19 protein-coding genes are annotated in these 25,779 nt (G+C 73.9%); 7 read left to right on the top strand and 12 right to left on the bottom strand.

Translation table 11 applies throughout. The annotated features are described in order from the left end of the window. Positions 1-173: 173 nt before the first annotated feature. From ABZ261_RS22600 to ABZ261_RS22575, 6 genes are all read right to left on the bottom strand, one after another. Positions 174-3,689 carry a DNA polymerase III subunit alpha gene (locus ABZ261_RS22600; protein WP_356861874.1) on the bottom strand — a complete coding sequence of 1,172 codons (3,516 nt, stop codon included), beginning with the start codon at positions 3,687-3,689 and terminating at the stop codon, positions 174-176. A 237-nt stretch (positions 3,690-3,926) separates the two neighbouring features. Beyond that, on the bottom strand, positions 3,927-4,829 hold the full coding sequence (locus ABZ261_RS22595; protein WP_356861872.1) for a S1 family peptidase: 903 nt from the start codon (positions 4,827-4,829) through the stop codon (positions 3,927-3,929). Positions 4,830-5,584: 755 nt separating this feature from the next. Further along, positions 5,585-6,664 carry an LLM class flavin-dependent oxidoreductase gene (locus tag ABZ261_RS22590; protein ID WP_356861870.1) on the bottom strand — a complete coding sequence of 360 codons (1,080 nt, stop codon included), beginning with the start codon at positions 6,662-6,664 and terminating at the stop codon, positions 5,585-5,587. Positions 6,665-6,794: 130 nt separating this feature from the next. After that, positions 6,795-7,556 (bottom strand): amino acid ABC transporter ATP-binding protein, encoded by a 762-nt coding sequence (locus tag ABZ261_RS22585; RefSeq protein WP_356861868.1) that lies wholly within the window; start codon positions 7,554-7,556, stop codon positions 6,795-6,797. A gap of 160 nt (positions 7,557-7,716) precedes the next feature. After that, entirely contained in the window at positions 7,717-9,474 is a 1,758-nt protein-coding gene (locus ABZ261_RS22580) for an FAD/NAD(P)-binding protein (protein ID WP_356861866.1), read from the bottom strand. Further along, entirely contained in the window at positions 9,471-10,328 is an 858-nt protein-coding gene (locus ABZ261_RS22575; RefSeq protein WP_356861864.1) for an amino acid ABC transporter permease, read from the bottom strand. Before ABZ261_RS22575 ends, ABZ261_RS22580 begins: the two co-directional genes overlap by 4 nt. 438 nt (positions 10,329-10,766) lie before the next feature. Here ABZ261_RS22575 and ABZ261_RS22570 point away from each other — a divergent pair, with 438 nt between their 5' ends. Next, a complete protein-coding gene (locus ABZ261_RS22570) occupies positions 10,767-11,714 on the top strand; it encodes an ABC transporter substrate-binding protein (protein ID WP_356861862.1) in 948 nt (315 codons plus the stop codon). A 6-nt stretch (positions 11,715-11,720) separates the two neighbouring features. Here ABZ261_RS22570 and ABZ261_RS22565 read toward each other — a convergent pair whose 3' ends face one another. Further along, complete coding sequence (locus ABZ261_RS22565) at positions 11,721-12,953, bottom strand: DUF5685 family protein (protein WP_356861860.1); 1,233 nt, start codon at positions 12,951-12,953, stop codon at positions 11,721-11,723. 274 nt (positions 12,954-13,227) lie between these two features. Between ABZ261_RS22565 and ABZ261_RS22560 the strand changes: the two genes are divergently transcribed. Further along, positions 13,228-13,665 (top strand): cell division protein SepF, encoded by a 438-nt coding sequence (locus ABZ261_RS22560; RefSeq protein ID WP_030650178.1) that lies wholly within the window; start codon positions 13,228-13,230, stop codon positions 13,663-13,665. 35 nt (positions 13,666-13,700) lie between these two features. Here ABZ261_RS22560 and ABZ261_RS22555 read toward each other — a convergent pair whose 3' ends face one another. Together ABZ261_RS22555 and ABZ261_RS22550 are read right to left on the bottom strand one after the other, a co-directional pair. Continuing rightward, entirely contained in the window at positions 13,701-14,891 is a 1,191-nt protein-coding gene (locus ABZ261_RS22555) for an acyl-CoA dehydrogenase family protein (RefSeq protein ID WP_356861858.1), read from the bottom strand. 143 nt (positions 14,892-15,034) lie between these two features. After that, a complete protein-coding gene (locus tag ABZ261_RS22550; RefSeq protein ID WP_356861856.1) occupies positions 15,035-16,660 on the bottom strand; it encodes an MFS transporter in 1,626 nt (541 codons plus the stop codon). A gap of 260 nt (positions 16,661-16,920) precedes the next feature. Here ABZ261_RS22550 and ABZ261_RS22545 point away from each other — a divergent pair, with 260 nt between their 5' ends. Both ABZ261_RS22545 and ABZ261_RS22540 read left to right on the top strand, forming a co-directional pair. After that, entirely contained in the window at positions 16,921-18,321 is a 1,401-nt protein-coding gene (locus ABZ261_RS22545) for a glycosyltransferase family 39 protein (RefSeq protein WP_356861854.1), read from the top strand. A 238-nt stretch (positions 18,322-18,559) separates the two neighbouring features. Then, positions 18,560-19,594: a phosphatase PAP2 family protein gene (locus ABZ261_RS22540; RefSeq protein WP_356861852.1), complete on the top strand. Its 1,035-nt coding sequence runs from the start codon at positions 18,560-18,562 to the stop codon at positions 19,592-19,594. Positions 19,595-19,753: 159 nt separating this feature from the next. On the opposite strand, the gene ABZ261_RS22535 is transcribed toward ABZ261_RS22540, so the two are convergent. Beyond that, complete coding sequence (locus tag ABZ261_RS22535) at positions 19,754-19,969, bottom strand: I78 family peptidase inhibitor (protein WP_356861850.1); 216 nt, start codon at positions 19,967-19,969, stop codon at positions 19,754-19,756. Positions 19,970-20,399: 430 nt separating this feature from the next. Here ABZ261_RS22535 and ctaD point away from each other — a divergent pair, with 430 nt between their 5' ends. Continuing rightward, positions 20,400-22,082 (top strand): cytochrome c oxidase subunit I, encoded by a 1,683-nt coding sequence (gene ctaD / locus ABZ261_RS22530; RefSeq protein ID WP_356861848.1) that lies wholly within the window; start codon positions 20,400-20,402, stop codon positions 22,080-22,082. On the opposite strand, the gene ABZ261_RS22525 is transcribed toward ctaD, so the two are convergent. Both ABZ261_RS22525 and ABZ261_RS22520 read right to left on the bottom strand, forming a co-directional pair. Beyond that, entirely contained in the window at positions 21,973-23,013 is a 1,041-nt protein-coding gene (locus ABZ261_RS22525) for a YafY family protein (protein ID WP_356861846.1), read from the bottom strand. The genes ctaD and ABZ261_RS22525 overlap by 110 nt on opposite strands. 76 nt (positions 23,014-23,089) lie before the next feature. Then, entirely contained in the window at positions 23,090-23,776 is a 687-nt protein-coding gene (locus ABZ261_RS22520) for a transglycosylase family protein (RefSeq protein ID WP_356861844.1), read from the bottom strand. Between the two features lie 540 nt (positions 23,777-24,316). Between ABZ261_RS22520 and ABZ261_RS22515 the strand changes: the two genes are divergently transcribed. Both ABZ261_RS22515 and ABZ261_RS22510 read left to right on the top strand, forming a co-directional pair. Then, entirely contained in the window at positions 24,317-25,093 is a 777-nt protein-coding gene (locus ABZ261_RS22515; protein ID WP_356861842.1) for a hypothetical protein, read from the top strand. A gap of 156 nt (positions 25,094-25,249) precedes the next feature. Next, complete coding sequence (locus tag ABZ261_RS22510; protein WP_356861840.1) at positions 25,250-25,678, top strand: hypothetical protein; 429 nt, start codon at positions 25,250-25,252, stop codon at positions 25,676-25,678. Positions 25,679-25,779: the final 101 nt, after the last annotated feature.

The raw sequence follows: 25,779 nt of genomic DNA, 5'->3' as shown, positions 1-25,779 counted from the left end.
GGATGCTGTTCACTCGTCAAGTTACGGGCGGGTAGCCCCCGTGGGAAGCTGCGCGCCGGCAAAAACTTGCGGCGGTGACCGGCGCCGCCGCCCGGCCCGGCGCCGGTCGCCCGGGGCGCGCGCCCGGGTCACCGCGCGCCGGCGGCGGGCGGAAAGGCCACGCGCGCAGGCGGTCACCCCGCGCTCCCCGGACTTCGGTGCCACAGCTTCCGTATCGCCGCGGGTCCTTGCGCGGCGTCCTGGCCCGCGGGGCGCAGATCGGCCCACGGGTGCATCCGGTACCCCGTGGGCAGGCGGATCGTCCGGCCCGCCATCGGGTCGCCGGCCGCGGAGCCGGCCGGCGCGGGCAGCCCGTCGGAGCCGGCGACCCGGGCCCGGAACGGGCCGTCGCCGTCGTCCGGCGCGGATCCGTCCCCGGCCGTGCCGGACGGTGCGGCCAGCCGGGCCGCGACCCCGTCGAGCCCCTCCTCGCGCCGCACCTCCACCAGTTCGGCGAGGTTCCAGGCCGCGGAGCCGACCACGCTCAGGCTGCGCGAGCCGCGCCGCTGCACCACTCCGCGCACCAGCAGCAGCCAGGAGTGGAAGACGGTGTGGGCGCAGGCGTCGTGGGAGTCGTCGAAGAACGCGAGGTCGACCAGTCCCGTGCCGTCGTCCAGCGTGGAGAAGATGACCCGCTTGCCGGAGCGGATCGGCGGGGTCTGGGTGGCCGCCTTGGCGCCCGCGACCAGCACGGTCTCGCCGTGCCGGGCCTCGCGCAGCCGGCGCGCGCAGACCACGCCCAGCTCCTCGAGGAACTCCCGGTGGTCGTCCATCAGGTTGTGCGAGGCGTCCATGGACAGCACGCCCAGCTCGGCGCTGAGCCGCTCCGCCGGCGTCAGGTCCGGCAGGCCGGCCGGTGCGGTCTTCCGGCCGCCGGCGAGGGGGAGCTGGTCCCCGCCGCCGCCCCGGGCGCCCCGGTGCAGCTCGGTCAGGTGCAGTTGCAGGTCGCGCCGGTTGGCGCCGAACGCGTCCAGCGCGCCCACCTGGGCGAGCCGCCCGGCCAGCGGCCGGCTGGGCCGGGCCCGCTCCCAGAAGTCCAGCAGGGAGGCGTACGGCTGTCCGTCCTCGATCCGCTGCGCCTCGTCCTCGGTGATGCCGTGCACATCACCGAGGGCGAGCCGCAGTCCCCACACCTCCGGCGACCTGGACACCGGTTCGATCCGGTGGGCCACCCCGGACACGTTCACGTCGAGCGGCAGGATCGGCACCCCCCGCCGCCGCGCGTCCGCCAGCAGCAGCCGCTTCGGGTACATCCCGGGGTCGTGCGTGAGCAGTCCGGCGTAGAAGGCGGCGGGGTGATGGGCCTTCAGCCACGCCGACTGGTAGGTGGGCACGGCGAAGGCGACGGCGTGCGCCTTGCAGAAGCCGTACGACCCGAAGGCCTCGACGATCCCCCAGGTGCGCTGAATCGTTTCTTCGGTGTATCCCCTGGCCGCCGCCCGCTGCGCGAACCACACCTTGATCCGCGCCTGCGTCTCCGGGTCGGACAGCCCGCGCCGCACCCGGTCGGCCTCGCCCCGGCCGCACCCGGTCAGCGTGGCGACGATGTCGATGACCTGTTCGTGGAAGACGACGACCCCGTACGTCCCCTTCAGCGGCTCCTCCAGGTCCGGGTGCGGGCAGCGCACCGGCGCCCGCCCGTGCCGCGCCTCGATGAACGGCCGCACCATGTCGGCGGCGACCGGCCCGGGCCGGAACAGCGAGATGTCCACGACCAGGTCGTGGAAGGTGCTCGGCTGCAGCCGCCCCACCAGGTCCCGCTGGCCCGGCGACTCGATCTGGAAGCAGCCGAGCGTCTCCGTCGAGCGGATGAGCCGGTAGGTGGCCGGGTCGTCGGGCGGCACCGCGTCCAGATCGATCCGCTTCCCGGTCGCCCGCTCCACCTCGGCGACCGCGTGCGCCATCGCCGACTGCATCCGCACGCCCAGCACGTCCAGCTTGAGCAGCCCGAGATCCTCCACGTCCTCCTTGTCGAACTGCGACATGGGAAGCTGCTCGCCGCTGCTCGGCACCACCGGGGTACGGGCGAGCAGGGAGGCGTCGGACAGCAGCACCCCGCACGGATGCATGGCGACCCCGCGCGGCAGGCCGTCGAGCGCCTCGACCAGCTCCCACAGCCTGCCGTACTTCTCCTTCTCCCCCGCGAGCCGCCTCAGCTCGGGCAGCTCCGCCAGGGCGGCCCGGGCGTCGCGCGCCCGGATGTGCGGGAAGGACTTGGCGACACGGTCGATCTCGGCCGGGTCCATGGACAGCGCGGCGCCCACGTCCCGGATCGCGTGCCGGACGCGGTAGGTCTCCGGCATGGAGACGGTGGCGACCCGTTCCGCGCCGAACCGGCCGATGATCGCGCGGTAGACCTCCAGCCGCCGCGCGGACTCCACGTCGATGTCGATGTCCGGCAGCACGACGCGCTCCTTGGACAGGAAGCGCTCCATCAGCAGCCCGTGCTCCACGGGGTCGGCGTGCGCGATCCCGAGCAGATGGTTGACGAGGGACCCGGCCCCGGAGCCCCGCGCCGCCACCCGGATCCCCATCCGCCGGACGTCGTCGACCACCTGGGCGACCGTCAGGAAGTAGGAGGCGAAGCCGTGGTGGGCGATGATGTCCAGCTCGTGGTGCATCCGCTCCCAGTAGGCGCGCCGGCCGCCGTAGCCGAGCCGCAGCATCCCCGCCGTCGCCTGCGAGGCGAGGGTCCGCTGGGCGGTGCGCCGGCCGGCGCCGACGAGGTGCGGCTCGGGAAAGTGGACGGTGCCGATGCCGAGGTCCTCCTCGGGGTCTACCCGGCACTCGGCGGCCGTGGCCCGGGTCTGCTCCAGGAGCCGGTGCGCGGTGTCGCGCCGGTATCCGGCGGCCTCCACGATCCGCTCGGCGACCCGCAGCATGCTCCGCGCGTCCTTCAGCCAGGCCTCACCGGAGTCCAGCTCCCCGCGCGGGTCGATCGGCACCAGGCGGCGCGCGGCGTCCAGCACGTCGGCGACCGGTCCCTGGCCGGGATCGGCGTACCGGACGGCGTTGCTGAGCACCGGGCGGACCCCCTGCTCGGCGGCGAAGCCGACGGTACGGGCGGCGAGCCGCAGGGAACCGGCGCCCGTGCCGGCACGCCCGTGCCAGACGGCCTCCAGCCGCAGCGCGTCGCCGTAGACCTCGCGCCACGGGGCCAGCAGCGCCGCCGCCCGGTCGGGCCGCCCGGCGGCCAGCGCGCGCCCCACGTCCGATCCCGGACCGAGCAGCACCACGAGGCCGTCGCCCTGGTTGCCGGCCCAGGGCAGCAGCGGAGCGCCCCCGCCCGCGTGCGCCGCCGTGACGAGCCGGCACAGGCCGGCCCACCCCCGGGCGCCGTCCCGGGCGAGGAAGGTCACCCGGGGGGCCGACTCGTCCACGAAGGCTCCGCCGCGCACCGGGGTCCGCCGCCGCTCGCTCCGCACGGCCTGCGCCGCCTCCACCGCCAGGTCGACGCCGAACAGCGGACGGACGCCCGCCCCGGCGCAGGCCTTGGCGAAGCGCACCGCGCCGGCGAGGGTGTCGCGGTCGGTCAGGGCGAGGGCGTCCATGCCCCGCTCCGAGGCGCGCTCGGCCAGCCGCTCCGGGTGGGACGCCCCGTACCTCAGCGAGAACCCGGAGACGGTGCGCAGATGCGCGAAGCCCGGCACACGCACCTCCCGCACTCGGACCCCGAACGGCTTTCGAACATCAGTTCCCTATCTCTCTCCCCACCATACCTCCATTCCCGAACACCTGTACGACACCGGCTCCACCGCCTCCCACCTGCGCGAACACCGGAGACACCGCCCGCCCAAGGCGGAGCCCCCGCACGCGGTGGGCGTGCGGGGGCTCGCTGCCGTCACCGGCCGCGCGTCCCGTCAGGAGGACGCGGGGCGCCGGGTCCGTCAGAAGACGTGGACCCCGTAGGCGCTCAGCGCCTCGGTGACCGGCTGGAAGAACGTCGTACCGCCGGAGGTGCAGTCGCCGCTGCCGCCGGAGGTCAGACCGTAGGCCGTGGTGCCGCCGTACAGCGGACCGCCGGAGTCGCCGGGCTCGGCGCAGACGGTGGTCTGGATCAGACCGGAGACGACGTCGCCGCCGCCGTAGTTGACCGTCGCGTTGAGCGCGGTGACACGGCCGCTGTGCGTACCGGTCGTGGATCCGCGGCGGTACACGGTCGTGCCCACGGAGGGGGTGGCCGCGCTGGTGATGTCCTGGCTGCCCACGGCGCCCGACTTGGTCACCGAGCTGTTGGTGTAGCGCACGAGGCCGTAGTCGTTGCCGGGGAAGCTGGAGCCGGCGGTGGTGCCGAGCGTGGTCGTGTGCGAGGAGTTCGACCACCAGGTGCCCGCGCCGTCCGTGCAGTGCCCGGCGGTCAGGAAGTAGTAGTTGCCGCTGGAGTCCTGGACGTTGAAGCCGAGCGAGCAGCGCCAGCTGCTCGCGTAGATGGCGTCGCCGCCCGAGATCAGCTTGGTGAACCTGCCCGGCGTGTGCTTGATGACCAAAGCGTCCGCGGTTCCGCCGGCCTGCTCCTTGATCTTGGCGATCTCGGCCTGGGAGACCGTGCTGTCGACGGTGACGACGACGCGGTTGCTCTTGCCGTCCACCGCCCAGGCCGTCCCGGGGATGTCGGCCCTGAGGACGGAGTCGCTCGCCTTGCTCAGCTGGGTGGCGCTGAAGGTGTCGCTGTCGCTGGCGTTCGCAGTGGGGGCGGCGAACGCGGCTGCGGCCAGGAAGCCGGTGGCCACGGCGGTCAGCCGGGTCCGTCTCGCCGTGCCGCCGCGGGGAGTGGTGCGCTTCTTCCTCACGTGTCGTTCCCTCCAAGGGAAGTCGGGGGCCCGCGTGGGGTCGGGGCCCGTGAGGCGCAGCCAGGGGACCGACCGGATTCGAATACGCATGCCCCTGACAAGCGCTGAGGGGGAGTATTCGGCCGAACGGCCGGTCGGCACAAGGGTGCCTTTCGGCCGTCGGCCCGCAACCACCCGAAGGCACCAACGGCTTCGCCTCCGGCGGCGGCTGACCCGCCGTCGAGCGAGCCGGCGCCCCCACCGCCCCGATCACCGTGCCCCGCGTGCGTCCGGCGGCGGGGAGGCGGGTTCGCCGGCGAGCTCGAAGCCGCGTGCGCGGCCGTCCGCGGCGCCGGTCCGGACGGTGCGCCCGCCGTCGTACGGCGTGCGGCACCCCGGTGCCGTCCGGCGCGGCTCGTACGGGCCGGCCTCGACGCGCCTGGAGGCGGCGGTCCGCGGCCCCGGGGCCGCGGACCCGTACTCCGCGGACGCCCCCGCGGACCGGCACGACGAGCCGCTTCGCGCCGAGCGCGACCCGCGCCCCGGCGCCCGGGCCGGGCTCGGCGGCCGGCGGGACCCCGCCCCGGGAAGGGCCGGCCGTCCAGGGCCGGCCCGCCGGCGCCGGCCGCGGTCGGCACCACCCCGCCCTCTTCGGCCACCCAGGCCCCGGGAATGTCCGGAATTAGACCCTCCATATGGCCCCCGGTCCCGTGGGCCGCGGCCGGCGCGAGCGGCCCGTGCGGCGTCCGCGCCGACGCCTTCGCGGCGCCGTGCGGTCACGGCCCGTCCCCGGTCACGGCCGGCGCCCCGGCCGGGGCGTGGCGGTGCGCGGGCCGGGTCAGGCCCAGGTGCTCGCGCAGGGTGCCGCCCGGGTAGAAGGTGCGGAACCTGCCGCGGTGCTGGAGCACCGCCACCGTGCCGTTGACCAGCCGCTCCAGATCGCGGTGCGGCTCCACGGGGACGAAGTGGAAGCCGTCGGCGACGCCGTCGGCGTGCCAGGCGGCCACCAGCTCCGCGAGGTCCACCGGACCGCCCCGGTACAGCGGGCCCTGCACAGCCGTCCGCGGGCCGCCTCCGCCCTCCCCGAGTTCGCGGCTCCGCCCGAACCGGGCGGGGCCCCGTCCCGGTCCGGCCGTGTGCTCGCCGCCGCCGAGGTCCACCCGCAGGCTCACCAGCACCCGCAACGCGTCCGGGTGCCGCCCGGCCGCGCGCGCCTCCTGCCTGAGCCCGTCCCGTACGGCGGCGGCCCGGGCCGGCGTGGTGGCGTGCACCAGGGCCACGTCCGCGTACCGGGCGGCGACCGTGCGGGCGGGGCCGTCGGCGGCGTCGACCACGCGGACCGGACGGCCGTGCGGCGGCGGGGGCAGGGCCGAGGGGGCCCGGAGCGGGACGGCGGCGCCGGTGCGGCCGGCGGGGTGCGGCCGGTCCGGGCCGGGCGACCGGCCGGTGGCCTCCTGCCACCACCCGGCGGCCCCGCCCGCCTCCCGCGGCAGTTCCCCGGCGGGGGCCGCGTCCCGGTGGCCGGACAGCCGTGCCTCCTCCTCGGCGGCGCTGACGCCGGTCCGCCAGCCGGCCCGCCCCCCGCTGACCCGGTCCAGCACGGCCAAAGCCGCCTGCGCCCGCAGCGCGTCGGCGTGACCTGTGCCGACCGTCGGCACCAGCCCGATCCGCCGGGTCCCCGGCGCCACCCGGGACAGGGCCCCCAGCGCGTCGGGGCCCAAGGGCCCGGCGGGATCGTCCAGCGTCACGAAGTCCAGCCCACCGCGTTCGGCGAGCCGGGCCAGCGCGAGGTGGGAGCCGTCGTCGAAGCGGCCCGGCCGGTCCACGGCGGCGGCGAGGTGCAGCAGACCGCTCATGCCCGGCGCCTGCGCGGGTCTCGCCGCCACGACGGCGCGCATCCGCGGCGTGCCCGCGCCTCCGCCCCCGTCCTGCGCGCGGTGGCGCGGGCGCCCGATCCGCCGCGTCCGGCGGCCCCGGTCCCCACGCTCACAGCACCTTCGCCAGGAACGCCCGGGTCCGCTCCTCCCGCGGCGCGCCGAGCACCTCCTCCGGCGGCCCCTGCTCGACGATCCGCCCGTCGGCCATGAACACCACCGTGTCGGCGACCTCGCGGGCGAACGCCATCTCGTGCGTGACGACGATCATCGTCGTGCCCTGCGCGGCCAGGTCCCGGATGACGTCGAGCACCTCGCCCACCAGTTCGGGGTCGAGCGCCGACGTCGGCTCGTCGAAGAGCAGCAGCCGGGGCTCCAGCGCCAGCGCCCGTGCGATGGCGACCCGCTGCTGCTGCCCGCCGGACAGCTGCCGTGGATAGGCGCCGGCCTTGTCCGCGAGTCCCACCCGCTCCAGCAGCCGGTGTGCGCTGCGCGCCGCCTCCTTCCGGGGGCGCTTCAGCACGGACACCGGCGCCTCCAGGACGTTGTCCAGGACCGTGAGGTGCGGGAAGAGGTTGAAGTTCTGGAACACGAACCCGATCCGGGTGCGCTGCCTGAGCACCTGGCGCTCGGGCAGCTCGTACAGCTTGTCCCCCGCGCGCCGGTAGCCGATCAGCGCGCCGTCCACGCTGATCTCGCCCCGGTCCACCTTCTCCAGGTGGTTGATGGTGCGCAGCAGCGTGGACTTGCCGGATCCCGAGGGGCCCAGCACGACGGTGACCTCGCCGGCGCGTACCTGGAGGTCGATGCCCTTGAGCACCTTCAGCGGGCCGAAGCTCTTGTGCACGGACCTGATGTCGACCATGACGGTCATGGCAGGCGTATTCCTTCGCGTCGTGTTCGTCGGGGCGCCGGTCGCGGAGTCGCCGGTCGCGGAGTCGCCGGTCGTGGAGTCGCCGGTCGCGGAGTCAGGGGGGCGTGGGGTCGTCGGTCGTGAGGTCGTCGGTCGTGGGGTCATGGGATCGTCGGGGAGTTCAGGCGGCGGCACGGCCGGCCAGGTGGCGCAGGAAAGCGAGCGCCGCCCGGGCGGTGGCGTCGTTCTGCCGGAACGCGGGGCCTCCGGTGCGCGGGCGGGTGAAGGCGCCGGCGGTGCGGGAGTCGGTGTACGGGCCGAGCGCGAAGCGCCGGGGGTGCGGGCGACCGGCGCCGTCGAGGATCCGGCCGTCCCCGGGATCGACCCGGAGCAGGCCGCCCGGCGTGGCGGCGGCGCCGTCGGCGTGCAGCGCGCGCAGCAGGCTGTCGCGGGCCCGCCCGAGCGTGGGCTCGGGCAGCCGGGCCTCGACCAGCGTCCGCGCCTCGACGGCGAAGCCCGGCACGGTGGTGCCGGTGGCGCGGAACAGCCCGTTCCCGGTCGTGACGGTCATGCCGGCCCCGACGAACCGGAGCAGGCCGGCCCGGGAGAGCGCGAGCATCTGCCGCAGCCGCGGTCCGGGCGGCCCGGACGCCAGGTGGCTGAAGAAGCCGTGCCACCAGGACCCGATGTCCCCGAGCCGCACGAGCTGCCCGTAGACGGAGAGCAGCCCGAGGAACACGGCCAGGTCAGCGCTGTGCGAGGGGTCATGACGGCGGTTCAGATCCGCCTCGATGTAACGCCGGAGCCCCGCCTGGAAGTCCTCGTGGGAGGCGTACCGCACGCCCTCCAGCGGGCGGTCGAGCGCGGTGAGGTCGAGCCGGTCGGCCGGGTCCGGCACGGCGGCCGCGGCCAGCGCCCGGATCTCGGCGGGGCCGGCGGCCGCCGCGTACTTCTCCTCGAAGTCGGTCCAGGCCATGGCCGTGCGGCCGGGGTGGGCGGTGAACAGCCGGTGGTAGTGGGCGAAGCCCAGTTCCTTCTCCACCAGCGGCCACACATCGCGCCGGAAGTCGAAGCCCCCGGGCCGGGCCAGCAGCCCGTCCACCTCCGCGGGACCGAGGAAGCGGGGCAGCGGGGGCCGGTCGCCGGTCCAGTCGTAGCCGATCTTCGAGTGGTACGGCACTCCGCGCCGCGAACCGACGTACAGCACCGGCTCCCGCCCGGAAGGGCGGTACGTCTCCCCCTCGTACCGGCCGCCGCGTCCCTCGGTCACCAGCACCATCAGGTCGACGAAGGCGAGCCCGAAGCCGCGCACGAGGACGGGGGCGCCGGGTTCGAGCGGCGAGAGGTCGCTGTCGGCGGTGTAGTCGGGCGGCAGGTGCACCAGGCCGTGGGCGCGCGCGTAGTCGGCGAGCTGCCGCTGCTCCGGGTCGAGTTCGGTGTCGAGATGGCCGAGGGCGAGGATCACCAGGTCGGCCGGGAGGGGGCGCGCGCGGCCCTCCAGCCACACCTGCTGGCGGCCCTCGCGCGGCCCGCTGATCCTGAGGGCCCGCCGGGGGTGGTGGTGGACGGCGACGTCCGGGGGGAGCGCGGCGAGGACCTGTTCGTGGAACCAGCGCAGATAGCGGCCCTGGAGCTGCCGGCCGGCGAAGGTGCGGCCCTCGAGGTGGGCCCACTCGTGCAGGGTGGGGCCTTCGCGCACCGGTCCGTCCATCGCCACCGTCTCGTCGGTGAACATGGTGACGTCCTCGGCGTGCGAGTTCATCCACAGCAGCGGCGACTGCTCCTGCCGCCAGATGCGTCCGCCGCCCGGCGGATGGGGATCGACGAGGTGGATGTCGAGACCGGATGCGGGGTACAGCTCGGGCGCGTTGGCGGCGATGCGCTCCAGGACGCCGGTCCCCCGCGGGCCGGCTCCGACGATGACCAGCTGCGGCCTCACCGGGCGTTCTCCGTGCCGCGCGCGTAGCGCTTCTCGACGTAGTGCTGGCCGATGCCGAGCAGCGAGGTGATGATGGCGTACCAGAGGGTGGCGACCATCAGCAGCGGGATCACCTGATAGGTGCGGTGGTAGATCAGCTGGGCGGAGAAGAGCAGGTCGTTGACGGCGATGACGCTGACGATCGAGGTGCCCTTGAGCGTGCCGATGAGCAGGTTGCCGGCGGGCGGCACGATGGCGCGCATCGCCTGCGGCAGCACGATCCGCCACCAGCGCCGGCGGCGGCCGAGGCCGAGCGCCTGGGCGGCCTCGATCTGCCCGCGCTCGACGGAGAGGATGCCGCCGCGTACGACCTCGGCGGCGTAGGCGGCCTCGTGCAGGGTGAGACCGATGACGGCGACGGCGACCGGGCCGAGCAGGTCCACGGTCCGCACGCCGAACACGCGCGGGTACAGCGCCCCGATGTTGAACCACAGCAGCAGCTGCACCAGGATCGGGATCGACCGGAACAGCCACACGTACCCCCAGCCGACCGCCCGCAGGACGGGGTTGGCGGACAGCCGGAACGCGGCCAGCAGCGTGCCGAGGGCGAAGCCGAGGACCATCACCACCGCGGTCAGCCACAGGGTGAGCCACAGCCCGCGCAGGATGGAGTCGGAGGTGAAGGAGTCGGCGACGACGTCCCACCGGAACGCCTCGTTGCGCACGACCGAGTCGACGGCCGCCCCGAGCAGCACGAGGACGACGGCGGCCGCCGCCCACTGCCCGTACCGGCGCTGCGGCACGATCCGCGGGGCGTCGCCGGGGTCGGACGGGTCCGAGACGGCGGGGACTTTGGCGAGGGTGTCGGATGACATGCGAAGGCTCCGTGACGCTTGGGGTCCCCCGCCGGGACGGGCCGGAGCGGGGGAGAGTCGTCGAAACGGGGTGGTGCCTTCACACGGGCGCGCCATGCGGCGCGGCACGGCCGAGCCCCTCAGCAGGGCCGTGCCCCGAGAGTACGGCGGCGTTTCCCTCCGCTGTCAAGGCTGTCCGGACTGTGAGCAGTACATCTCAACTCGGTTGACGCGGAACCGAATGCCTGTTCCACTTGGCCCATGCATCCACAGCAGTGGCTGGTCACCCGCTCCCACATCGACTTCGGTCGCGTGTGGTCCTCCTCCTGTTGAGCTGACCCCCTGCGCGCCTGCCCCCCGGGCCGGCGCAGTCGCGTTTCTCCGCCGTTCTCCGCCTTCACACGCGCGCCCCTCCCCTCGCGTCTGCCTTCGCCCTTCGTTCCAGGAGACCGCTGTCCGATGCGCACGCCCGTTCATCACCATTTCATCCCCTTCGTCGCCATCACTTCGGCCGCTCTGCTGCTCACCGCCTGCGGTGCGGGGGACGGCGGAACGGGCGGCACGGACGCCGCCGGAGTGGCGGCCGAGGCCGCCGCGGTGCCCACCGAGGACGTGGTCTCGGCCGAACGGAAGGACGGCGCCGCGGCGCGGCTGCTGCCCGCGGGCACCACCGGACTCACCGTCGCGGTGAGCGTCGGCGGCACCCCGCCCGGCACCGCCTACCTCTCCGACGGCACGACCCTGACCGGCCAGGACGTCGACTTCACCAAGGCGGTCGCGCGGGTCCTCGGCCTCCGCCTGAAGGTGGAGCAGGCGAGCTTCGAGGCGATCCTGCCCGCCCTGGACAGCGGCAAGTACGACGTCGGGGCGAGCAACTTCGGCGTCACGGACGAACGCCGCCGGACCATCGACTTCGTCACCTACATCAACGACGGCCAGGGCTTCGCCGCCCGCAAGGACAGCGGACTGTCGAAGATCACCGATCTGAGGCAGCTGTGCGGCCTGAACGTCGCCACCGCCGCCGGCACCACCTTCGAGGCGACGCTGGAGGCGCACCGGCATGTCTGCGCCGACGCGGGCAGGAAGGCGTACCGGGTGCAGACGTACAGCGAGCCGAGCGCGATCTGGTCCTCCCTGCAGCAGGGCCGCAGCGACATCGTGATGTCCACCATCAACGGCCTGCGTTACGCCGTCGCCCACCAGCGGGGGCTGAAATTCCTCAACGAATACCACCGCCTGGACGTCGGTTTCGCCTTCAAGAAGGGCACCCGGCTGGCCCCCGCCTTCCAGGCCGCGGTGAACAGGCTCATCAAGGACGGCACCTACGACAGAATTCTCAAGAAGTGGGGCACGACGGGTTCGGCGATCCACGAGTCCCGGATCAACCCGCCGGAGCTGAAGAACTAGCGGCGGTCAGCAGCCGTCGCACGGACAGCAGCATTCGCAGCCGTCGCAGTTCGGACAGGAACAGTCGCACTGATGACAGCAGCCGCTGCGTTTCTTCCGGGACCACGGGCCCTCGTATTCCTCGGCGCAGCACATCCTGCAGGTGCAGAACACCGCGAAGAACGCCCCGCAGCCCGCCCAGAACCCGCGCCTTCCCTTGGCGGGTCCGGGCACGGAACCGCCCCCGAACCCCCCGCCGCCCCCGCCGCTCCCGCCGGCGGATCCGCCGCCGCCCGCGTACGGGTTCCCGCCCGCGTAGGGATTCCCGCCCGCGTAGGGTGCGCCGGCGCCGTGGGCGGGGGCGCCGCCGTACGGCCCCTGCGGCGCACCCGGCCGATGGGCGGCGCACACCGGCGCCGTGCCGAACGCCCGGTCCACCGAGCGCCGCAGTTCGTGGACGAGCAGGAGGTGGGCGAGCCGGCCGTCGCGGAACTCGGTCTCGCGCAGGGCGAGCCGGATGCCGTGCAGGGCGTCGTCGGCGAGCCGGCGGGCCTCGGTGAGCGAGGTGCCGGTGGCGGTGAGCGGGTTCCAGGCGCCCGTCACCGCGTCTGCCTGCCGGTCCTCCACGGCGTCCAGCAGATGCGCGAGCCGCCCGAAGAGCCGCCCCGCCTCCGCCAGGGGCGCGGCGTTGCCCGGCCGTCCGGCCAGCACGGCGGTGTGCGCGAAGGCCGCGGCGGTCGCGGTCTCGGTCGGCTCGGTGACCGTCAGGACCGGTGTGCCGGGCCCGGCGAGGGTCTCCACGCCGAGCTGCCGGTCGACGGCGTCGACCAGTACGGCGGTGTCGAAGCCCACCGCCGCACCGCCGTGCTCACCGGCCCGGCCCCAGCTCGCGGCGACCCGGCGCGCGGCGGCCGCGACCGGTCCGCGGGCCAGCAGTCCGTCCCGGTCGGCGACGTGGTCGCGCACCTTCGCGGAGGCGAGCACCAGGGAGACGGCGGCGGCGAGGCGCGCTCCCTCCCCCTGGGCCACGGACGCCGTCCGCATGCCGCGCAGCGCGCAGGGCCCGGCGGTACGGCGGGCGCCGCCGACCGGTCCGGTCTGAGCCTCTGTCAGGACCGATAGGAGAAGTCCGTCGTAGTTCGTCACCAGCCGTGCGAACTGTCCGTGATCGCGGCGCAGGGCGAGGCAGAGCCCGCACAAGTGCGCCGTCCACTCGGCTCTCAGCACCTCACCGAGCCGGTGCGAGCACGGTCTGACCATTCCGAACACGACATCCCCCGTACTGTCCACGGCGTTCGAGTTCACCCGTACGCACCCGGCATCACCCGTCCGCCGGGAACAATCATATTTCACTCACAGTCAGCAGCCGTATGAGTCGCGCCCCTTGGGGCACAAGGACTCTCGACGGATCTGCTGTGCACCAGTACCGTCACAAACCCCCCGCGCGGCGTCTATCCACTTGGCGCGCCGTCCGCATCATGGATGACCATAGGGATGCGGAAAGCAAGAAAGACCGCTGTGAGAGGAGGCGTCCATGGGATCGGTACGCAAGGCGAGTGCGTGGCTCGGCCTCGTCGACGACAACGATGACGAGCGCTACTACGACGACGACTACTCCGAGGGCACCGAGTCCGGGGACGCCTGGGTCACCGACCCGCGGGTGAAGGTGGCCACGGACACGGCCGAGGAGAAGGGCCGCCGGATCGGCACGGTCACCCCGGACAGCTTCCGGGACGCCCGCGCCATCGGCGAGCTGTTCCGGGACGGCGTCCCGGTGATCATGAACCTCACCAACATGGAGCCCGGTGACGCCAAGCGGGTCGTGGACTTCGCCGCGGGGCTCATCTTCGGGCTGCGCGGCTCCATCGACCGCGTCTCCAACCGCGTGTTCCTGCTCACCCCGGCCGACACGGAGATCATCAGCGGTGACGCCTCGGCACACCGCTCGGACGGCTTCTTCAACCAGAGCTGAGGCAGGGCCGCTCACCGGCCCCGCCCCCACGGGGCTCACCGGAAGGCGTCCAGCCCGGTGAGCGCCTTGCCCAGCACGAGCTGGTGCATCTCGACAGTGCCCTCGTAGGTGAGCACCGATTCCAGATTGGTCGCATGCCGCATCACGGGGTACTCGAGGGAGATCCCGTTGGCGCCGAGGACGGTCCGCGCCTCACGGCAGATCCCGATGGCCTCGCGGACGTTGTTGAGCTTGCCGAAGCTGATCTGCTCGGGACGCAGGCGGCCGGCGTCCATCCGCCGCCCCAGATGATGGGCGAGCAGAATCCCCTTGTGCAGTTCGACCGCCATGTCGGCCAGCTTGGCCTGGGTGAGCTGGAAGCCGCCGATGGGCCGCCCGAACTGCTCCCGCGACCTCGCGTAGTCGAGGGCCGCCTCGAAACTGCTGCGCGCGGCGCCCATCGCGCCCCACACGATGCCGTAGCGGGCGTGCGACAGGCAGCTGAGCGGCCCGCGCAGCCCGGTGACCTCCGGCAGCACCGCCGTGGCGGGCAGCCGTACGTCGTCGAGGACGAGTTCGCTGGTCACGGAGGCGCGCAGGGACCACTTGTGCTTGATCTCCGGAGCCGAGAACCCAGGGCTGTCGGTGGGCACGACGAACCCGCGGATGCCCTCCTCGGTCCGCGCCCAGACGACCGCCACCCCGGCGACGGAGCCGTTGGTGATCCACATCTTCCGGCCGCTCAGGACCCAGTCGCCGCCGTCGCGCTCGGCGCGGGTGCGCAGGGAGGCGGGGTCGGAGCCGTGGTCGGGCTCGGTCAGCCCGAAGCAGCCGATCACCTCGCCGGCGGCCATGCGGGGCAGCCACTGACGCTTCTGCTCCTCGCTGCCGAAGCGGTGGATGGCGTACATGGCCAGGGAACCCTGCACGGAGACCAGGGACCGGATGCCCGAGTCGGCCGCCTCCAGCTCCAGACAGGCCAGCCCGTACTGCACGGCCGTCGCGCCCGCGCAGCCGTACCCGGTGAGCGGCATGCCGAGCGCGCCGATCGAGCCCAGTTCGCGCGCGAGCTCCCGGATGCCGGGCAGCTCGCCCTTCTCGTACCAGTCGGCGACGTACGGCAGCACGCGGTCGGCCGCCCAGGCGCGGACGGTGTCCCGGACGGCCAGGTCCTCCGGCTCCAGCAGGTCGTCGATCCCGAGCGGATCGGCGGCGTCGAACGGGGGCAGCTTCGCGGACGCGGACATGGGACACCCTCCGGGACGCGGTCCTCAGCAAAACTAGCAGCGCTAGTCGCGGCTCTCCGGCAGACGTTACGGCGCGGTGCCGCGCACGTCCAGAGCAGGCCCGGAGCAGGCGGTGAGCACATCCGGAGCAGGTGAGGAGCAGGTCAGGCGGAGACCCGCGGCTTGCCGGAGGCGGGCCCCGGCTCCCGCGGCGCCGGCAGGTCCACCCCGCCCCCGCCCGGCTCCTCGCCGCACTGCATGGTCCGCGGCAGCCGCAGCGCCATCACCGCGCCCAGCAGCAGCAGACCCGCGCTCACCAGCAAGGTCACATGCAGCCCGTGCACGAACGAGTCCCGGGCGGCCCGGCGCAGCGCGGCCCCGCCGGCCCCGCCGAGGCGTCCGGCGACCTCGTAGGCCTCGCCGAGCGAGTGGCCCGCCGCGTCCGACGCGCTGCGCGGCACACCCGGCACCGCGCGCAGCCCCGGGGCGTAGGCGGCGTTCATCACGCTGCCCAGCAGCGCGATGCCGATGCCGGCCCCGAGCTGGTACGACGTCTCGCCGATCGCCGCCGCGCCGCCGGCCCGGCCGGCCGGGGCCTCGTTGAGCATCGACTCGTACGCGCCGAACAGCGTCGTCTCCAGGCCGAAGCCCAGCAGGACGAAGCCGGCCAGCAGCATCGACGGGGCGTCGGCGCCGCCCATCGCCGTCAGGGACAGCACCGCGGCCGCCGTCAGGCAGAAGCCGGCGCACACCATCCGGCGCGGCCCGAAGCGGCGCAGCATGCGGGCGCCCACCAGCCCGGCCGCCATCGCGGCGACCGTCAGGGGCAGCAGCCTCAGGCCGGTCTCCAGCGGGGACAGGCCGAGCACGAGCTGCAGGTACTGGGCGGCGATCAGCTCCAGGCCGACCAGCGCGAGCATGGCCAGCACGATGCAGCCCACCGAGGTGCTGAACGCGGGCCGGCGGAACGTCCGCAGGTCCACCAGGGGATGCGGGAGCCGTCGCTGGCGCCGTGCGAAGAGAAGGAGGAGGGCCGCGCCGGTCAGCAGCGGCAGCACGGTGAAGGGGCTCGCCGCCCCTTCGCCGCCGCCGAGCCGCTTGACGCCGAGGACGGCGCCGAAGAGCCCGGCCGCCGCCATCAGCGCGCCGGCCACGTCCCACGGGCCGTCGCCCTCGCCCCGCGACTCGGGCAGCAGGATGCGGCCCACCGGCAGGCTGACCAGCATCAGCGGGATGTTGACCAGGAAGACCGAGCCCCACCGGAAGTGCTCCAGCAGGAAGCCGCCGAGCAGCGGCCCGACCGCGGCCCCCACCGCGGCGACCGCGCTCCAGACGCCGATGGCGAGGGCGCGCTCGCGCCGGTCGGGGAAGACCTGGCGGAGGATCGACAGGGTCGCCGGCATGATCATGGCGCCGCCGACGCCGAGCAGCGCGCGGGCCGCGATGAGCGTCTCCGCGCTCCGCGCGAACGCGGCCACCGCGGAGGCGACGCCGAAGATGCCGTAGCCGAGCAGCAGGACGCGTCTGCGTCCGACCCGGTCGCCGAGGGTGCCGAAGAGGATCAGCAGCGAGGCGCAGACCAGCGGATAGACGTCGACGATCCAGAGCAGTTCCACGGCGCCGGGCCTGAGGTCCTCGGTGACGGCGGGGACCGCCACGTGCAGCACGGTGGCGTCGAGGGCGACGAGCAGCAGGCTGACACAGAGGACGACGAGGACGACCCAGCGGTCGGCACCCGCTCCGGGCGTCCGACGGCGCGGCCGTACGGCAGCCGTGGTCGTCCCGGACATGTACGTACCTCCCAGATGATCCCTCGCGTGGGGCGGGCCGACGGGACGGGGACTCCCTGCCGTACGGCCGGGAAGGAGCGGTGTTCCCGGCCCGCGCGAACCCCTGCGGGTGACTCGCCAGCGTACGCGAGTTCACCGCGAGGACACGTGGCGGACCTCTCACCCGCCCCGGACGGGGTGTGTGGCGTACAGCACGTCGCCCGCTCCCGGCCGCGACCCGGCGGGCGGTCGGGTTCCCCGCGCCGTCGATAATCGAGCCCGTGACCGATCGTGCGACGCGCGTGGCGCCGCCCCACGCCCCCCTCCTGCGCCGGGCCGCTGCGGCCCTCCTGGGCTACGCGGCGATCCGCGCGCTGGGGCTCGCGGTGCTGGCGGTGTGGAGCGCCGCGCGCGGCAAGGACGCGTACACCCTGCTCACCGCACGCTGGGACGCGCTGTGGTACGCGCGGATCGCCGAGCTGGGCTACGGCTACGAGGTGCGGCTGCCGAACGGCGACGTCCACTCCGACCTGGCGTTCTTCCCGCTGCTGCCGTGGCTGGAGCGGCTGCTGCACGCCCTCGCCCCGCTGTCGTACGCGGACGCCGGCTTCCTCGTGAGCGTGCTCGCCTCGCTCGCCGCGGCCTGCGGGATCTTCGCGGTCGCCGACCGGCTGCACGGCCCTCGGACCGGCGTCCTCGCCGTGCTGCTGTGGGCGGCGCTGCCGGTCGGGGTGGTGCAGTCGATGGCGTACAGCGAGTCCCTGTTCACGGCGCTGGCCGCATGGTCGCTGTACGCGGTGCTGACCGGGCGGTGGCTGAGCGCCGGTGCGCTGGCCGCGCTGGCCGGGCTGACCCGGCCGGTGGGACTGGCGGTGGTGGCCGCGGTGTGGACGGCGGGCGTGGTCTCGTTCGTGCGAGAGCGCAGCACGAAGCGCACGCCGGGCGCGCAGCGCTCGGAACACGCCTTCGCAGCGCGACGCGGCGCACCCGACAGTGCGCACGCCCCCGGCGCATCATCTCTTCCGCGAGCTCCCGCGCGCACGCCGGGCACCGCCAGGGTGCCGCAAGCTCCCGGCGCACGGCCTCTGCCGCACGCCCCCACTGCGGCGAACCCACCGGCCCCTGACGCATCGTCGGTCGCGCACATCCCGCAAGCCCCGGCGGCCACACCCCCGGACGCCCCCGCCCGGCGCCGGGTGCTCGGCATGCTGCTCGCTCCGCTCGGCGCCGCCGGTCACGTCCTCTGGGTCGGGCAGCGCACCGGGAAGGGACCGCTCGGGTACCTGGACGTCCAGGCCGGGTGGCGCAACGGCTTCGACGGCGGCTACGCCTTCGCCCGCTTCACCGCCGACAAGTTCACGTCGTTCCCGTCGGCTCTCGCCGGCCTCGGCCTGATCGCCGGCGTCGCCCTGCTGATCCGGTTGTACGCAGCCTGCGTACGCGCACGCCAGCCGGCCGAAGTGCTGGTGTACACGGGCGTCGTCCTCGCCCTCGCCCTGTGCGCGTCCGGCTACTTCGGCTCCAAGCCCCGGCTGCTGATGCCCGCCTTCCCGGTGCTGCTGCCGCTCGCCCGCGCCCTGGCCCGGCTGCGGCCGTCGCGGTCCGCCCTGGTCACGGCGGGGCTGGCGGTCACGGCGGCGGCCTACGGCGCGTTCTGGCTGAACGGCTCCGGTCCGCCGTGACCGGCTCCGGCGCCCGATGACGCCCGGGGGAATTCCGCACCAGGTCCCGGTTAACGCATTCATAAGCGCCATATAAACAACACCCGGCATGATCAAAGGGAATTGGCGTGATCGACGTCATCGGATTGCGGAAACCCCTTAATCGGGGCCGCCCTTGAGACGTTTCCCACATCACATCGTCATCACAAAGCCGCTGTTTCGGCCGGGACCGTCGCTCACTCGCTGTAACGTCGATTGGGTGCGTACCGAACGAAACCTCACCCGGCGTCTGGACCGGGTGTTCGCCAGACTGGACCGCGAGCCGGAACGACCGGCCCACATCGACATGCCGAGGATGAGCCGGCACCGGGTCGTTCTGTTCTCCGCGACCCTGGCCTTCTACCTGGCGATCGTGTGGGCCGTGGTCACCACCTCCTGGCTGGTCCGGCTGGACTGGCAGGTCATGTTCTTCCGGCCGTACCAGCAGTGGCCGGAGATCCACGCGTTCCTCGACTACTACGTGGTGCTCGGCCAGCGCGGCCCCACCGCGGTGATGGTCGCGTCCTGGCTCGGCTGGCGCTCCTGGCGGCAGCACACCCTCCGCCCGCTGCTGACCCTGGCCGCCTCGCTGCTGCTGCTGAACGTCACGGTCGGCGCCGCCAAGATCGGCATGGGGCGGCTCGGTCCGCACTACGCGACCGTGATCGGCTCGAACGAGATGGGCCTGGGCGGCGACATATTCCCCAGTGGCCACACCGCCAACGCGGTCGTGACCTGGGGAATCCTGGCGTACCTGGCCTCCACGCCGAGAGCGCGCCGGTGGCTGTCGGCCCTCTCCGCGGTGACCTCGCTCGGCGTCGGCCTCACCACCGTCTACCTGGGTACGCACTGGCTGAGCGACGTGCTGCTGGGGTGGGCCGCGGGCCTGCTGATCCTGCTCGCGCTGCCCTGGTTCGAGCCGCTGATCGCCAGGGCGGAGGTGTGGCTCCTCGCACTGCGCGACCGCTGGCGCAGCCGCCGCGGCGCGCCCGCGCCCCGGCCCGTCCCGGTCGCGCCGGTGGTGCTCAAGCCGCGCAGCGCACCGGTGGAGCACGCGCCGGCCCGCGAACCGGTCGCCTCGACCCGGGCCTCGCGGGGACCGGTGCACCTGTCCCCGGGCCCGCACACCGCGCGTTCGGAGCGCACCCCGGTCACCCCGGCGGGCAGTCGCCGCCCGCCGCACGCCGACCGCGTCCCGCACACCGACCGCCCGCGCGGCGCGACCACGCCGGCCCGCCCGCTGACGGGCGGCTGACGGCCGGAGGGCAGCGGGGCCCGGTACGCACACCACCCCCGCGCCGCGGCGAAGGCCCCGCTCCTCGTCCGAGGAGCGGGGCCTTCGCCGTACGGACGCCCGGGGCCACGGACGCCCGGGGCCACGGACGCCCACGACCGCGGACGCCCGGAGCGCGGATCAGCCTTTCCAGGCGCGGGTCACCCGGCCGTCCCGCACCTCGAAGTTCAGGCGTCCCGCGCGGTACTCCATCGTGATGATCGCGCCCGGCGGCAGCGAGCGCACCGCCCGCCACCCGCGCTCCCGCGCGAGCCGCTCGGCGCCTCGGGCGTCGAGGCCGACGTACCCGTCCGGACTGTCCTGGGGCTCCGCTGACGGAGTGGGATTCGGTGCCATGCCGCCACGCTAGGCGGCATCCGGCGGCGACGGAAGCCGGGCACCGCCGGGTACGGGCCGTATCCGACTCCGGTCACACTTCCGTCACAGCTTCCCGACCGGCGTTTCCCCCGGACGCATCACACGAACGGGGGTTTCCGTTCCGCCCACCGGGGTAATCGAACGGAATTCAAGCGTGTCGGACGACCGCCTCGAATTGACCGGCGGAAAGTGCCGCAGTGGGGATCGGGGCGGCCCGGGGCGCCATTCCCCGGCAATGCCGTGCGACGCCGCCGCGCCTGACGGCGCATAGGAATTTCACGATTTCAGCACACGACCGCCGCAGCCCCTGTCGGACCGCAGGTCCCCGGGAGCATCATGGCGGTGGCCCACGGGTACGCGTGCCGCGGGCCGCGGCGAACCCGGGCGCGACGATGCGAAGGGGCGAGCGATGGGGACCGAGACCGTGCGGGCGGCGGCACACCCGAAGCGCACCGACGGGCGCGGCCGGGTGGTCGTGGACTGGCTCACCACCACCGACCACAAGAAGATCGGCCACCTGTACCTGATCACGGCGTTCGGGTTCTTCCTGGCCGGCGGGGTCATGGCACTGATGATGCGCGCCGAGCTCGCCCGGCCGGGGCTGCAGATCATGAGCAACGAGCAGTACAACCAGCTGTTCACGCTGCACGGCACGATCATGCTGCTGCTGTTCGCCACCCCCAGCTTCGCCGGCTTCGCCAACGAGCTGATGCCGCTGCAGATCGGCGCGCCGGACGTGGCCTTCCCCCGGCTGAACATGCTGTCGTACTGGCTCTTCGCGTTCGGCGGGCTCATCGTGCTCGGCTCGCTGCTGGTGCCGGACGGGGCGGCCGACTTCGGCTGGTTCGCCTACGCGCCGCTCAACAACTCCGCGCACTCCCCCGGCCTCGGCCCGGACCTGTGGATCATGGGGCTGGCGCTGTCCGGCTTCGGGACGATCCTCGGCGCGGTCAACTTCATCACCACGATCATCGGGATGCGCGCACCGGGCATGACGATGTTCCGGATGCCGATCTTCACCTGGAACATCCTGTTCACGTCGATCCTCGTCCTGCTGGCGTTCCCGGTGCTGGCCGCGGCGCTGCTGGTGCTGGAGGCGGACCGGCGGTTCGGCTCGCAGGTCTTCGAGGCGGCCAACGGCGGGTCGCTGCTGTGGCAGCACCTGTTCTGGTTCTTCGGCCACCCCGAGGTGTACATCATCGCGCTGCCGTTCTTCGGCATCATCACGGAGATCATCCCGGTGTTCAGCCGCAAGCCGATCTTCGGGTACCTGACGCTGGTCGGCGCGACCATGACCATCACCGGGCTGTCGGTCGTGGTGTGGGCGCACCACATGTTCGCCACCGGGGCGGTGCTGCTGCCGTTCTTCTCCTTCATGTCGTTCCTGATCGCGGTGCCGACAGGGGTGAAGTTCTTCAACTGGACCGGCACGATGATCAAGGGCTCGCTCTCCTTCGAGACGCCGATGCTCTGGGCGATGGGCTTCCTGGTGACGTTCCTGTTCGGCGGGCTGACCGGGGTCGTCCTGGCGTCGCCGCCGATGGACTTCCACGTCACGGACTCGTACTTCGTGGTGGCCCACTTCCACTACGTGGTCTTCGGCACCGTCGTCTTCGCCGTGTTCGGCGGCTTCCACTTCTGGTGGCCGAAGTTCACCGGCAAGATGCTGGACGAGCGCCTCGGCAAGATCCAGTTCTGGACCCTGTTCACCGGTTTCCACACCACCTTCCTGGTGCAGCACTGGCTGGGCGCCGAGGGCATGCCCCGCCGGTACGCCGACTACCTGGCCACCGACGGCTTCACCGCGCTCAACACGGTGTCGACGATCGGCGCCTTCCTGCTCGGCCTGTCGACGCTGCCGTTCGTCTACAACGTCTGGAAGACCGCCAGGCACGGCGAGAAGGTGACGGCCGACGACCCCTGGGGGTACGGCCGGTCCCTGGAGTGGGCGACCTCCTGCCCGCCGCCCCGGCACAACTTCGTCACCCTGCCCCGGATCCGCTCGGAGTCCCCCGCGTTCGACCTGCACCACCCGGAGTACGCGGGCCAGGCTCCGCAGCCCGAGCCAGAGCGGCATCAAGCCGGTTCCTGATCCTCCTGACGGCGTCGGTCAGCCCGGCGGGCTCCAGCACCTCGAAGTCGAAGCCCAGCATCATCACGTGCACGACCATCGTGTCCAGGCTCGCGGCCCCGGTGCGCAGGATGCACGCGTCCGTCCCGTCGGGTTCGAGGGTGCCGGCGAACGGCGTGGTCCGCTCGGCGACCTCCTCCACCGGCGCCAGCAGCCGGACGGTGGCGTGCGTGGCGTACGCGCGGGTGGAGACGCCCTGGGAGACGTAGGCGGCCAGGTCCTCGGCGGGCGGTGTCCGCGGGGTGAACCGCGGTCCGTGCGGCGGCCTGGGCGTGATGCGGTCGGCACGGAAGGTCCGCCAGTCGGCCCGGTCGACGTCCCAGGCGACCAGGTACCAGCGCCGGTCGCTGCACACCAGCCGGTGCGGTTCGACGGTCCGGCGGCTCACGGCGCCGTCGTGGCCGCGGTAGGCGAACCGCAGCCGCTCGGCGTCCCGGCACAGGTGGGCCAGCTCGGTGAGCAGGGCCGGGTCGACCGGGGACGCCGGCGGGGCGGTCCGGGTCATCGGCACGGTGTAGGCGTTGAGGGCGCTCACCCGGCGGCGCAGCCGGTGCGGCAGCACCTGCTCCAGCTTGGCGAGGGCGCGCACGGAGCTCTCCCCGATGCCCTCGATGCCCTGCCCGGCGGCCGTGCGCAGGCCGACGGCCACCGCCACGGCCTCGTCGTCGTCCAGCAGCAGCGGCGGGAGTTCGGCGCCCGCGCCCAGCTGGTAGCCGCCGCCGGTGCCGGGGCTGGCGTTGACCGGGTAGCCGAGCTCGCGCAGCCGCTCCACGTCCCGGCGGACGGTGCGCGGGGTGACGCCCAGCCGGCCGGCGAGTTCGGCGCCGGACCATTCGCGGTGGGCCTGGAGCAGCGAGAGCAGGCGCAGCAGACGTGCCGAGGTCTCCAACATGGGGCCGAGTCTGCCAGCGGTCGCGGACAGCCGCTGTCCTCGTCGAGACAGCGGCTGCCCCCGGGGCGGCCGGGGGTCAGAGCACGAGGCGCTGGCCGGGCACGATCAGGTCGGGGTCGGGGCCGATGACGGTCTCGTTGGCGGCGTATATCCGCTGCCAGGTGGTCTTGTGCCGGGCCGCGACGGTGCTCAGGGTGTCGCCCTCGCGGACCGTGTAGTCGCCGCGGGTGGCGCTGCGGCCGGTGCGGGCGGCAGGCTGCCGCGGCGTCCCGGCCGGGGCGGTCTTCGCCGCCGCGCTCCTCCGGGGGGCCGGGCCCGGCTTCCGCAGGGCGCTGCCCGACTTCTGCGGGGCCGTGCCCGAGGCGGTCGCCGGGGCGGCGCCGAAGGCCCCGGCGCGGGCCGAGCAGACCGGCCAGGCGCCCCAGCCCTGGGCCCGCTGGACCTTGGCGGCGACGGCGATCTGCGCGCTTCTGGAGGCCTGGTCGGCCCTCGGGGCGTAGGCGGTGCCGCCGTAGGCCCGCCAGGTGGAGGCGGAGAACTGGAGCCCGCCGTAGTAGCCGTTGCCGGTGTTGATGTGCCAGTTGCCGCCGCTCTCGCACCGGGCGATGCGGTCCCACACGCCGTTGTCCGCCGCGGCGGCGTCGGTCGCGGTCAGCAGCCCCAGCGGGGCCAGCAGGGCGGCTCCGGCCAGGGCGGCCGTCGTGCGGCCCTTGCGGGCGGCGTCGGGGCGGGTGCTGCGGGTGGTATCGGCACATTCGGACATGTGGTTCCCTCTCCACGAACCCGGGCTCCCCCGGGCGGAGCGCGGGTCCCCGCGCTTGGCCGCGGTTCCTCGCGCCCGCCCCGTCCGCCGTCACCGGTGCGGTGATCGTGCTCTGCCGTGCCGGCCGGCGGACGTACCCGAGCGGTGCTCGTTGCACACGGCGGAGGAATGTAGGGAGAGCCGGCGGCGGTTTCAACCAACTCGCCGTCCTGGCAGGCCAGTTGAACGTTACCCACGGTATCGGCGATTTCCGGACACCCACTTCATGGGCTGATGTCATGATTTTTCGACCATCGGCCACGGCGATCTGTGACCCACATCACCCGTACAAGTTCCTTGACGAGGACCGCCCTTGACGGTGAGTGCCGCATTCCGCACCGAACGTGACCCTGCGCAGCGGAAGGTCCGAACCGGTCCGTCCCGGGGCGTGACCCCCACCACAGGACGTCCGTTGTCTTCTTCATGAGCCCGGAACCCCCGGGGCTCAGCGGCCGGGAGCCACCCGGCCGACCCCAGCACCCGCATCCCGAGGGAGCCACCGTGCCGCGCATGCTCGACGTCAGCGACGCCGTACGCGCCGAGATCGGCGACGAAGAAGCCGACCGGCTGCTCGCCGGAGAGAACGCCCCGGGCAGTTACGACTGCACGTCCTGCCGCACCCCGGGCGACTCCGAGCAGGAGCGCACCAGCACCGTTCTGTTCGTCGGCGACGAGACCGCCGTCCTCGCCTTCGCCCACGCCGGCTGCCTGCCCTCGCAGGTCGTCCAGGTCACCGAGGAGCAGCTCCAGGGCGCCGTCCGCTCCATCGGCGCCGCCGGCGGTGAGCCGCACGCCGCCGCGGCCGAGCAGGCCGTGCTCGGCGTGACCAGCGGACTGGTCCTGATCAGCGACGAGTTGCACCCCGCGCTCGTCGTGGAGCCGACCTCGCCGATCGTCCGGCCGGGCGCCACCGGGGCCGGTGACGACTTCCTCCCCCTGCTCATCGAGCAGGGCTTCATGCCGGTGACCCGGCTCGCGGCCGTGCCGCCGGTGCTGCACGGCTGGTCCGTGCTGCTGGCCGCGGGCCAGCTGCACGCGGTGCTGCAGCCCGCGGTGGGCGGCGGGCAACCGGTGGCCTGGTGGCAGGCGCACCAGCCGCTGCAGGTGACCGACGGCTGGCGCGCCGCCGCGAACAAGCAGCAGCAGGTGCTCCTGTTCGCGGCGCCGGTGGGGTCGATCGGGCGTCAGCCCCGGGAGGACCTGCTGCGCGACGCGCTGGACAAGGCGGCCGCCAACGGGAAGCTGGTCGCCGCGGCGCTGCCTCTCGCCGGCACCTGAGCCCGCCGCCGACGGGGGGCGCACCCCGTCTCGCGGCCACGCGCCGCGCGTGGTCCCGCGCCGCGCGCGGCGGCGGCCGCGCGCCCGCCGGGGACCCGCGTTCGGGGGGCGTCCGTTCGACCGCATCCTCTTGCACGCCCGGTCGTTTGGACATACGTGCACGCATACGACACTCCTCCCCGCCGGTCCTTCTCCTCCGTGCCGTCCGCCAGGGCGGCGCACGAGCCGTCCGGCGGGCCGTCGGCCACGCCGATCTACGACGCGCTCTACGCGGAGTGGGTCAGGAGCTTCCGCACGCTGCCGGGTGACCGCAGCGGTGAGGAGGAGCTGGGGTTCTGCGCCTTCGGCGACTTCCCGGACGGTCGGGGCGCGTACGGCGTCCACGAGGTCCACGCGGTCCACCGGGCGGGATCGTTCAGCAGCTCGTACAGCGCCTACAGCGCGGGGGCCTACAGCGCCCGGCAGCAGTCGCAGCCGCAGCCGCAGCCGCAGTGGCAGCGGGTCGGCACGCTCAGCCGGCCGCAGGAGACGGTGACGACCTACGTCCCGGCGGCCCTGCCGCCGGCCCCGCGCCGGGGCAGGTGACCGGCGGCCACGGCGCGAAGGGCGGCCCCTGGCTCTCCAGGGGCCAGGCCGAGCAGGCCCGTGCGGAGGCGGAGCAGGCACGTGCCGAGGCGGAACGGGCC

This window comes from Streptomyces sp. NPDC006193, assembly GCF_040613915.1.
GTDB lineage: Bacteria > Actinomycetota > Actinomycetes > Streptomycetales > Streptomycetaceae > Streptomyces.
Note: the sequence above shows the minus strand (reverse complement) of the source record. Positions and strands in the feature narration are given on the sequence as shown.